At 61.0% G+C, this 10,807-nt stretch carries 12 protein-coding genes; 11 read left to right on the forward strand and 1 reads right to left on the reverse strand.

From position 1 onward, the window contains the following. Window positions 1–548 precede the first annotated feature (548 nt). From AWB69_RS41050 to AWB69_RS41100, 11 genes are all read left to right on the forward strand, one after another. The gene (locus AWB69_RS41050; protein WP_062092490.1) at window positions 549–1,592 is read left to right on the forward strand and encodes an LLM class flavin-dependent oxidoreductase; all 1,044 of its coding nucleotides are present in this window, start codon (window positions 549–551) and stop codon (window positions 1,590–1,592) included. Between the two features lie 15 nt (window positions 1,593–1,607). Beyond that, window positions 1,608–3,080 carry an aldehyde dehydrogenase gene (locus tag AWB69_RS41055; RefSeq protein ID WP_062092491.1) on the forward strand — a complete coding sequence of 491 codons (1,473 nt, stop codon included), beginning with the start codon at window positions 1,608–1,610 and terminating at the stop codon, window positions 3,078–3,080. 18 nt (window positions 3,081–3,098) lie between these two features. Further along, entirely contained in the window at window positions 3,099–3,413 is a 315-nt protein-coding gene (locus AWB69_RS41060) for an NIPSNAP family protein (protein WP_062092492.1), read from the forward strand. Window positions 3,414–3,475: 62 nt separating this feature from the next. Beyond that, the gene (locus AWB69_RS41065) at window positions 3,476–4,513 is read left to right on the forward strand and encodes an ABC transporter substrate-binding protein (RefSeq protein WP_062092493.1); all 1,038 of its coding nucleotides are present in this window, start codon (window positions 3,476–3,478) and stop codon (window positions 4,511–4,513) included. Between the two features lie 67 nt (window positions 4,514–4,580). Further along, on the forward strand, window positions 4,581–5,465 hold the full coding sequence (locus AWB69_RS41070) for an ABC transporter permease (protein WP_062092501.1): 885 nt from the start codon (window positions 4,581–4,583) through the stop codon (window positions 5,463–5,465). Between the two features lies 1 nt (window position 5,466). Further along, a complete protein-coding gene (locus tag AWB69_RS41075) occupies window positions 5,467–6,264 on the forward strand; it encodes an ABC transporter permease (protein WP_062092494.1) in 798 nt (265 codons plus the stop codon). Beyond that, a complete protein-coding gene (locus AWB69_RS41080; RefSeq protein ID WP_062092495.1) occupies window positions 6,261–7,343 on the forward strand; it encodes an ABC transporter ATP-binding protein in 1,083 nt (360 codons plus the stop codon). The genes AWB69_RS41075 and AWB69_RS41080 overlap by 4 nt, the downstream gene beginning before the upstream one ends. 117 nt (window positions 7,344–7,460) lie before the next feature. After that, entirely contained in the window at window positions 7,461–8,144 is a 684-nt protein-coding gene (locus AWB69_RS41085) for a GntR family transcriptional regulator (RefSeq protein WP_197500446.1), read from the forward strand. Between the two features lie 198 nt (window positions 8,145–8,342). After that, window positions 8,343–8,930 (forward strand): amino acid synthesis family protein, encoded by a 588-nt coding sequence (locus tag AWB69_RS41090; RefSeq protein WP_062092497.1) that lies wholly within the window; start codon window positions 8,343–8,345, stop codon window positions 8,928–8,930. Next, a complete protein-coding gene (locus tag AWB69_RS41095) occupies window positions 8,920–9,744 on the forward strand; it encodes an alpha/beta fold hydrolase (protein ID WP_062092498.1) in 825 nt (274 codons plus the stop codon). Before AWB69_RS41090 ends, AWB69_RS41095 begins: the two co-directional genes overlap by 11 nt. A gap of 66 nt (window positions 9,745–9,810) precedes the next feature. Next, window positions 9,811–10,731, forward strand: a complete 921-nt coding sequence (locus tag AWB69_RS41100; RefSeq protein WP_062092499.1) for a flavin reductase — start codon at window positions 9,811–9,813, stop codon at window positions 10,729–10,731. On the opposite strand, the gene AWB69_RS50995 is transcribed toward AWB69_RS41100, so the two are convergent. After that, a partial coding sequence (locus AWB69_RS50995) for a 4Fe-4S dicluster domain-containing protein (RefSeq protein WP_156529089.1) occupies window positions 10,732–10,807 on the reverse strand: 76 nt, incomplete at its 5' end.

Raw genomic sequence — 10,807 nt, forward strand, 5'->3', positions numbered from 1 at the left:
TGAATGTTTACATCTAAACGTCAGTGCAGGTAAATACGCTGAAAAACAGCGATGAAAGACGATCAAGCTTTGCCCTTGTCACAACGCGATCGATAGACGACAAAGACCCGGCGTCGCATCACCGCCGCTAAGCAACTCGTACGGCAAACTTACTGATTGTTCGCTACCACTGGACCGCCCGCTCGCCAAGCCTGCTCGATCTGTTGGAATCGGGCCTGGTTGCGAGCGATGGAGTCGGCGCTGGTCTCAAGTGGCCTCAAGCAGCCTATTGGTCAGCGGCCAGCTATCCCTCAGCTTATTCACCGCTGCGCCTCCGCACGCGCATAGACGCCAGCCGCATCGCTGCTTCAGACCTTCTCCAGCCTCGCCAAACCCATCCGCATGTGCATCTAATATTATGGAATACCATAATATTGAAACGCTTGATTTGCGACATTCGATGGAATACCGTAATACCATCCGCAACGTTCAAGCGGTCGACACGAAGCGGGACGCCGGGTACATCGCGCATCGCAAAGACGGACTGTTTTCCTGCCCATAGGCCGATCATGAAATTCTCGCTGTTTCTCCACATGGAGCGGTACGACGCGCAGACGCCGCATCGGCAACTCTTCGACGAACTCACCGAACTTGTCCAGATTGCGGAGAAGGGCGGCTTCGAAACCGCGTGGGTCGGTGAGCACCACGCGATGGAATTCACGATCGCGCCGAACCCCTTCATCAACCTTTCGTACCTTGCCGCGCGCACCGAACGCATTCGTCTCGGCACCGGCACGGTGATCGCACCGTTCTGGCATCCGATCCGCCTCGCAGGCGAAGCCGGCATGGTCGATGTCGCGAGCAACGGGCGTCTCGATCTCGGCATTGCGCGCGGCGCGTACTCCTTCGAATACGAACGCCTGCTGCCGGGCCTCGACGCGTTCGGCGCCGGCGCACGGATGCGCGAACTCGTGCCGGCTTTGCAGAACCTGTTCAAGGGCGACTACGCGCATCAGGGCGAGTTCTGGTCGTGGCCTTCGACCACGCCGGTGCCGCGCCCGATCCAGCAGCCCAATCCGCCTATGTGGCTTGCCGCGCGAGATCCGAATTCGCATGAATTCGCGGTGAGGAACGGGTGCCATGTGCAGGTCACGTCGCTCGCGGCGGGTGACGGCGAAGTGGTGAACCTGATGGACCGTTTCAACGCGGCGTGCAAGGCGAACCCCGAGGTGCCGCGTCCGCAGATCATGATGCTGATGCATACGTTCGTGGGCGCGGACGCCGCGGAAGTCGATGCAGCCGTGGCGGACCTGAGCCGCTTCTATTGCTATTTCAGCAAGTGGTTCAAGAACGAGCGGCCGGTGAAGCAGGGGTTCATTGAACCGCTGACCGAAGCGGACATTGCTTCGTTTCCCCAGTACACGCCCGAGCAGATTCGCAAGAACCTGGTGATCGGCCAGCCCGACGATGTCATCGCCCGGTTGAAGCAGTATGAAGAACTCGGCTTCGATCAATACAGCTTCTGGCTCGACAGCAACATGAGCTTCGAGCGCAAGCGCCGGTCGCTGGAACTGTTTATTGCCGACGTGATGCCCGCGTTCGACGTGCGCTAAACCGGAGCACACGACATGTTGCAAACGTTCCAGCATTACATCGACGGCGAATTCAGCGATGCCGCGCAGACCTTCGACAGTATCAATCCGGCGACCGGCGAGGTTTGGGCGAGCATGCCCGCCGCCAGCGCGGCGGATGTCGACCGGGCAGTCAGGGCAGCCGACCGCGCGCTGTTCTCCCCCGAGTGGGCCAACCTGAATGCAAGCCAGCGGGGCAAGCTGCTGTACCGGCTTGCCGATCTGGTTGCCGCCAACGCACAGGAACTGGCTGAACTGGAGACGGCCGACACCGGCAAGATCATCCGCGAGACGCGCAGCCAGATTGGTTATGTCGCCGAGTATTACCGCTACTACGCGGGCGTCGCGGACAAGATCCAGGGAGCGTACCTGCCGGTCGACAAGCCGGATATGGAGGTGTTTCTTCGACGCGAACCGGTGGGCGTCGTGGCCGGAATCGTGCCGTGGAACTCGCAACTGTTTTTGTCCGCGGTGAAGATAGGACCCGCGCTTGCCGCAGGCTGCACGATCGTCATCAAGGCCTCGGAAGAGGGGCCTGCGCCGTTGCTCGCGTTTGCGCGGCTGATCCATGAGGTGGGCTTTCCGGCGGGCGTGGTGAACATCCTGACGGGTTTTGGCGCTGATTGCGGTCACGCGCTCACCACTCATCCGCTCGTCGCGAAAATTGCGTTCACCGGCGGCCCTGAAACGGCCCGCCATATCGTGCGGAATTCGGCTGAGAACCTTGCGGCGACGTCGCTGGAACTGGGCGGCAAATCGCCGGTACTGGTGTTCGACGACGCCGATGTGGACAGCGTCAGCAACGCGATCATCGCGGGGATTTTCGCCGCGACCGGCCAGAGTTGCGTGGCGGGTTCACGGCTGCTCGTGCAGCGCGGCATTCGCGAGCGGCTGCTGGCGAAACTGGTCGAGAAAGCGCGCGCAATCAAGATAGGCGATCCGCAGAACGTGGATAGCGAAATGGGCCCGCTCGCTACTGCCAGACAACGCGATCACATTGAATCGGTGCTGGCGGCAAGCCTTGCCGCGGGCGCGAAACTGCTGACGGGCGGACATCGTCCCGAAGGCATGGGCAAAGGATTTTTCTTCGAGCCGACCATTGTCGAATGCGCCACGTCGGACATACCGAGCGTTGCGCAGGAGCTGTTCGGCCCCGTGCTCAGCGCGATGAGTTTCGATACCGAGGAGCAAGCCATTGCGCTTGCAAACGACACGCGGTACGGACTTGCTTCAGGCGTGTTCACGCGCGACCTGACGCGCGCGCACCGGCTGACGCGCCGGCTTCGCGCCGGCATTGTGTGGGTGAACACCTATCGCGCTGTCTCGCCAATCGTCCCCTTCGGCGGTTACCAGTTGAGCGGTCTCGGACGCGAAGGCGGGCTCGACGCCGTGCTCGACTACACCCGTACCAAATCTGTATGGATCAGGACCTCGGACGAACCCATAGCCGATCCTTTCGTCATGCGTTGAAGACCTATACGAGCCTCCATGTACTACGAAATCCGCACTTACAAGATCCGCACGGGCGCGGTCCCGGCGTACCTGAAACTGGTTGAGGAAGAAGGCATCGCTTTACAGAAGCAGCATCTGGGAGAACTGGTGGGCTACTTCTTCTCCGAGATCGGGCCGCTTAACCAGATCGTCCACATGTGGGCCTATACCAGCCTTGATGACCGCGAAGCACGCCGTCAACGGCTGGCTGAAGACCCGGCGTGGCAGGCGTTCGCGCCGAAGATCCAGGCGCTCCTGGAAACCATGGAAAGCAAGATCATGAAGCCCGCTGCATTTTCACCGCTCAAATAAAACCGGCCGTCCAGGCTCAAGTCCTCTCGAAGCAAGCCGTTTCCTTTCAAGGAGCAGTCGTCATGCAGCAATCGTTAAATCTGCACGCCCTGGTGCGCGCATTGATCGTTACCGCTGTTGTTTCGGTTAGCGCGCCCGTCTTCGCGGCCGCCGCGCCGATCGTCTTCGCCAGTTGGGGCGGCACGACGCAATCGGCTCAACAGAAAGAGTGGGCGGCGCCTTTCACCCAGGCATCGGGAATCCAGGTGCTGATGGACGGGCCAACTGACTACGGCAAGCTCAAGGCCATGGTCGACAGCGGCAACGTGCAATGGGACGTGGTCGACGTGGAAGGCGACTTTGCGTATGCCGCACTGCGCGACGGGCTGGTCGAGCCGATCGATTACTCGGTGGTGAACAAGAGCCAGCTCGATCCGCGCTTCATGTCGCCGGGTGCGGTCGGAAGTTTCTATTATTCGTTCGTGCTGGGGTACAACAAGGCATCGTTCAAGAGCGGCGCGCCTGCCAACTACGCCGATCTCTTCGACACCAGGCATTTCCCCGGCAAACGCACGTTCTACAAATGGTCCGCGCCCGGTGTGCTGGAAGTCGCGTTGCTTGCCGACGGCGTCGCGCCCGACAAGCTGTATCCGCTCGACCTCGATCGCGCGTTCAAGAAACTCGACACCATCAAGAGCCAGATTGTGTGGTGGAGCGGCGGCGCGCAGTCGCAACAGTTGATGGCATCGGGCGAAGCACCGCTCGGCGTGTTCTGGAACGGCCGCCTGCATGCATTGCAGCAAACCGGCGTGGATGTCGGCATATCGTGGAACCAGAACCTGACCGCTGCCGACATGCTCGTGGTGCCGAAGGGCGCGAAGCACAAGGCCGAAGCGATGAAGTTCCTCGCTACCGCAACCAGCGCGCAGGCACAGGCGAATTTCGCGGCTGAAACCGGCTACGCGCCGGTCAACCTGAAGTCGTCCGCGCTGCTGCCGGCCGATGTCGCGAAGACGCAGCCGGACCAGTACAAGGCGACGCAGATCAACCTCGACATGAAGTACTGGGCCGATCATCGCGACGAAATCGCCAAGCGCTGGTATGCGTGGCAATCGAAGTAATCCGGAAATAATGCGGAAGCAATGGCGAGATAAAGCAATGGCGGCCGATCATCTTGAAGGAGTTGTCATGTCGAACGCAGTGAGCACGGCCGCGGAGCCTCGGGTGTCGCTACCGAAGGTGAGCGCCGGTTTCAGGAGGGCGCGGCTGGTGCTGCCGGCCCTGCTGTTGCTGATCGTGTTCTTCCTCCTGCCGGTCCTCTCCCTGCTGCTGAGGAGCGTGCTGGACCCGTCGCCCGGCCTGCAGAACTACGCGCAGTTGTTCGGCTCGACCACTTACCTGCGGGTCTTCGGAAACACCTTTTTCGTGGCCTCGGTGGTGACGGCGGTGACGCTCGTGATTGGTTTTCCGACCGCGTGGCTGCTCGCCATGGCGCCGCGCTGGATCAGCAAGCTGGTGTTCGCCATCCTGCTGCTCTCGATGTGGACCAACCTGCTCGCCCGCACTTTTGCCTGGATGGTCCTGCTGCAGCAGACGGGTCCCATCAACCGCTTGCTGATGTGGCTGGGCGTGATTCATGAGCCGCTGACGTTGGTCAACAACCTGACCGGCGTCACGATCGGCATGACGTACATCATGTTGCCGTTCCTTGTCATGCCGCTGCATGCCACCCTGCGCGCTATCGATCCCACCACGCTGCGTGCGGCTGCCATCTGCGGTGCGAGCCGCTGGCAGGCGTTCTGGCGCGTGCTGGTGCCCCTTGCCATGCCCGGCATTGCCAGCGGTGCATTGATGGTGTTCGTGATGGCGCTCGGGTACTTCGTCACGCCTGCGCTGCTCGGCGGCCCGGAGTACATGATGCTCGCCGAACTGATCGCGCAACTCGTGCAGCAATTGCTGAACTGGGGGCTCGCGGGCGCCGCCGCCTTCGTGCTGCTGCTCGTGACGCTGTCGTTGTATGCCGTGCAACTGCGCTTTTCCGGCCGCGCGCCGGGTGCTTCGGGAGTCCACTGACATGCTGCTCGATTTCGATCGTCTCGGACCGTTGCGCTGGGCGTTGCTTGCGGTAGGTGCTGCCGTGTCGCTGTTCCTGCTGCTGCCGGTGCTGTTCATTGTCGCGTTGTCGTTCGGCGATTCGCAATGGTTGCTGTTTCCGCCGCCGGGCTGGACGTGGCGCTGGTACAGCATGCTGTTTTCCGATCCGGGCTGGCTGGACTCGCTGATCACCAGCGTTGAACTGGGCGTGGTCGTGATGGTGTTGTCGGTGGTGCTGGGCTTCTTTGCTTCGCTTGCATTGACACGAGGCACGTTCCGGGGCCGTGCGCTGCTGAAAGCGTTTTTCCTCACACCAATGGTACTGCCTGTAGTCGTGCTCGCCGTGGCGTTGTATGGCTTTTTCCTGCGCATCGGGCTGACCGGAACGCTGGTCGGATTCGTGATCGGGCACCTGATCATTGCGCTGCCATTCTCGATCATCGCGATCAGCAATTCGCTGGAGAGCTTCGATACCGCGCTCGAAGACGCCGCGCTGATCTGCGGCGCGAGTCCGTTCGAAGTGAAGTGGCGCGTCACGCTGCCCGCCATTCGTCTCGGCCTGTTTGCTGCCGCGATCTTCTCGTTCCTCGCGTCATGGGACGAGGTCGTGGTGTCGATCTTCATGGCGAGTCCGACGTTGCAGACGCTGCCCGTGCGCATCTGGAGCACGTTGCGGCAGGACCTGACGCCGGTGATTGCCGCGGCGTCATCACTGCTGGTCGGCCTGACCGTCATCCTGATGTTGCTGGGGCTTGTTCTTAAGAGAGGTAAATCGTGAGCGCTCCGTTTTTGCAGATCCAACGGCTTCGTAAAACCTACGACCAGGTGGTCGCTATCGACCATGTCTCGCTCGATATCAAGAAGGGCGAGTTCATGACCTTCCTCGGGCCGTCGGGTTCGGGCAAGAGCACGACGCTGTACATTGTCGCGGGCTTTCAGTCGCCCACCGAAGGACGTGTGCTGCTCGACGGCAAGTCGCTGCTGTCGGTTGCGCCGAACAAGCGCAACATCGGCATGGTGTTTCAGCGCTACACACTCTTCCCGCATCTCACGGTCGGGGAGAACGTCGCGTTCCCGTTGCGCGTGCGGCGTCTGCCCGATGCCCAGGTGAAGTCGAAGGTCGAGCAGATGCTCAGACTCGTGCACCTCGGCGATTGCCGCGACCGCATGCCGGACCAACTGTCGGGCGGGATGCAGCAGCGTGTCGCGATTGCCCGTGCGCTCGCCTACGATCCGCCGGTCCTCTTGATGGACGAACCGCTTTCCGCGCTCGACAAGAAGTTGCGCGAGGAACTGCAGACAGAACTCCGGCGCATCCACCAGCAGACCGGCGTGACAATCCTGTATGTGACCCACGACCAGGAAGAGGCACTGCGCCTGTCCGACCGGATCGCGGTATTCAACAAGGGGCGCATCGAGCAGGTGGGCAGCGGCGAGGAGCTTTATGCGAAACCGGCGTCGCGTTTCGTCGCCAGTTTCATCGGCAACTCGAATTTCCTGCCGGTTACGCTGGCCGGCAGCAATGGCGCTTCACGAGCGGTATTTCCGAACGGCAGGCCGGTACCGGTAGGCGGTTTCGATCACGCGCTGAATAGCGGCGACAACGGCGCGCTGATGTTGCGGCCAGAGCAGATCCGGATTCGTGCGCAACCGTCGGAGATCGCGGACGGCGGTTTGCAGGTGGTCGTGCGCGATGTCACCTATCTTGGCGACACCATGCATTACGCGGTCTCCACGCCCTGGGAACAGGAGATCGCGGTGCGGACATCCATCAGTTCGCGCGAGCCGAGCCTCGCAATCGGTGCGCGGGCCTGGCTCGAATGGGAGAACGAGAGCGCACGGGTGTTCGCTGCCTGACGCGTGCCCCTTGGGCTCGACAGCAATCCAGAACGGCTGTGCAATACGGGTGTGCAATACTATGGGATTCCAAAAACCAGGGATTCCGGATATCAGACCGGAGATAAAAAAACCATGATCGATCAAATGCGTGTCGACCGAAGTGCACCGACGCTGCGCGAACTGACGCTCGAGAAATTGCGTGACGCAATTTCGCAGGGCTTCTATCGTCCCGGCGACCGCCTGATCGAGCGTACGCTGTGCGATCAACTGGGCGTCAGCCGGACCGTGGTGCGCGAAGTGCTGCGCCACCTCGAGACCGAAGGCCTGGTCGAAACCGTTGCGCATTCCGGGCCGATTGTCGCGCGGCTCGATCCCGAGCAGGTTCAGGAGATCTACGAAATCCGCGCGTTGCTCGAGTCCGAGGCAGCGCGAGCGTGTGCCGAGCATGCAACCCCGGCGCTGGTGAAACAGCTGCGCGAAATCCGCAAGGAGATTGAAGACGCCTTCGACCAGTCGGACTTCAAGCGTGTGCTGACCTACACGGAGCGCTTTTATGAAGCCATGTTCACCGGTGGCCACAAGCTGATGATGCATTCGGTGGTCAAGTCGCTGAACGCGCGCATCAACCAGTTGCGAGCTGTGACTATTGCTTCGCCGGGACGAGGCGCGGACTCGAATCGTGAGATGAACAAATTGCTGTCCGCTATTGCCAAGAAAGACGGCGATGCCGCCGCTGCAGCATCGCTTGAACATGTGCGACGCACGGCCGGCATCGTGATGGCCACGCTTGCCGAGAGGGCTGCCGAAGCCAGCGCGTGAACGCTGGGCGGCATCGTCTCCCAGGCAATGAAGGCCGTCGGCATCGACGGCTTTTTTTTCGCCCTCAGGTTTTTCAGCGTGCTCTCGTAAACCCCTCAATCGTCAAAAATTCTTGCATCCAGTAATATGGAATACCATAATATAAGGACGACGCCACCCCATGAAACCACGGCGTTTTTGCCTACGGAGAAAACCCCCATGAAACTCGAGATTCGCAAGCTGGTTACCTATGTGGAAGACACTTTCATCGAAGGCGGTAAAGCGGCCGAGCGGCCGTTGAAGCTGTTCGCTGCAGCAGCCGTGCTGCGCAATCCGTGGGCGGGGCGCGGTTTTGTCGATGACCTCCGTCCCGAGATCCATGGACTTGCGCCGCAACTCGGCGAGATCCTGACTGCCCAGATCCTGCGGATTGCAGGATCCGGCGAGGCAGTAGAGGGTTATGGGAAAGCGGCGATTGTCGGGACGTCGGGCGAGGTCGAGCATGCGTCGGCGTTGATTCACACGCTGCGCTTTGGCAACAAGTTCCGTGAAGCGGTGGGCGCGAAGAGTTATTTGAGCTTCACGAATTTGCGTGGTGGTCCTAACTGTCCGGTCACCATTCCGCTGATGCACAAGGGCGACGAAGGCATGCGCTCGCATTACCTGACCATCCAGTTCTCGATCATCGATGCCCCGGGTCCGGATGAGCTCGTGATCGCGCTGGGTGCGTCAATTGGCGGGCGGCCGCATCATCGTATTGGCGACCGCTATCAGGATCTGAAGGAGCTTGGGACCAATGAAGCATGAAACGGTGACTGAGCGTGGGTCGATGAGCGGCGTGTTCGACGGCACGGCGTATAGCGTGGCGGGCGAGGGGCCGGCGCTTGTCCTGATCCACGGCGTGGGAATGAACCGCAGCGTGTGGGCGCCTCAGGTGGACGCGCTGCAGTTGTGTTTCAGGGTCGTGTCGTATGACATGCTGGGCCACGGTGGAAGCCGCTTGCCGGCGGCCTCACCCGCGCTGGATGAATACGCCGGACAGCTTGCTGCGCTGCTGGATCATTTGCAGATTGATGCAGCGCATGTAGTCGGGCACTCGATGGGCTCGCTGATCGCCCTCGAGTTTGCGTTGCAATATCCGCAGCGGGTAGCGAGCGTGGTTGCGCTGAATGCGGTGTACGACCGCACGCCGACGCAGCGGGCTGCCGTGATGCAGCGCGCCGCTTCGCTTGGCGGCGGGCTTGAGCAACCCGGCATTGACGCCACGGTGGCGCGCTGGTTCGACGATCCCGTACCAGCGCATCTTGAGCAGGTGGCGGAGCTTGTGCGGTCGTTGCTTGCGACAGTGAATCCGGAAGGATATGCGCGGACCTACCGGTTGTTTGCGAGTTCGGACCAGGCGCATGTCGGCCGGTTGCCGCAGCTCACTGTGCCGGCGCTTTTCATGACCGGCGAGTGTGATCCGAATTCGAGTCCGGCCATGTCGCATTCGATGGCCGCCGCCGCGCCGCGCGGACGCGCCGAGATCATCGCGAATGAGCGGCACATGATGAATGTCACCGCGCCGGCGATCGTGAACCAGCGGTTGGCGCAATTTATTCGTGAAGCGAGCGGCGCCTGAGTGTTTGACTGAGTACTTAAGTCGCTTCGGGTCCACGTATCAGCCGCCAATTTAAGGAGCAAAAGCATGAACGAGCCTGCGTTCGATACTGCCGAGTTTCGCCGTGCATTGGGTGCATTCGTCACGGGCGTGACCGTGGTGACGACCATTCAACCGGATGGTTCTCCGCGTGGGTTTACCGCGAATTCGTTTACGTCCGTGTCGCTTGATCCGGCGTTGATCCTGGTGTGTATCGCCAAGACTGCATCGAGTCACCCGGTGTTTTCGGAGACACAGCGGTTTGCGGTCAGCGTGCTGGCTGAAGATCAACGGCCTGTATCGGGCGTATTCGCCTCGAAGAGTGCGGACAAGTTTGCGCAGGTGGCGTGGCATGCGCGACGCACCGGCAGTCCGGTGATGGATGGTGCGGCGGCGAGTTTCGACTGCGAGACGCATCAGGTGGTGGATGCGGGGGACCACATCATCCTGATTGGGCGCGTGGTTGATTTCACGCACACAACTGCGACACCGCTTGGTTATTGCCGCGGTGCTTATGTGGATTTCAGTTTGTCGCAGGATGCGTTGGCGGCCACTGGGCAGCGTGCCCAGGTCGGTGCAATTCTTGAGCATCCCGAAGGACTTGTTCTGATCGAGACGACGTCGGGGGCATTGCAATTACCTATTGGTACGCGGCTGGAGCCGCTTGCGGATGCGGCGAGTTTGCGTGGCGTGTTGAGCGGGTATCGGTTGAATGCGAATCTTGATTTCCTGTTCGCCGTGTTCGAGGAGAAAGGAGTGACGCATATTTATTATCGAGGGCGCATTGTTGACGATGCACCTGCGAGCGCGAATGTACGGTACGTGCCGCTGAATGCTATTCCCTGGGGCAGGATCCGCGATTCCGCAGTTGAGTCCATGCTGCGTCGTTATGTGAAGGAGCGCACCGAGGACGCGTTCGGCATTTATGTAGGCGATGTCGAGAAGGGGACGGTGCAAGCGTTAGGGTGATCACATATTCGGATAGTTGGGTCCGCCGCCACCTTCCGGCGGGACCCACACAATGTTCTGCGTCGGGTCCTTGATA

Origin of the sequence: Caballeronia udeis (genome assembly GCF_001544555.2) — a bacterium.
Taxonomy (GTDB): Bacteria; Pseudomonadota; Gammaproteobacteria; order Burkholderiales; family Burkholderiaceae; genus Caballeronia; species Caballeronia udeis.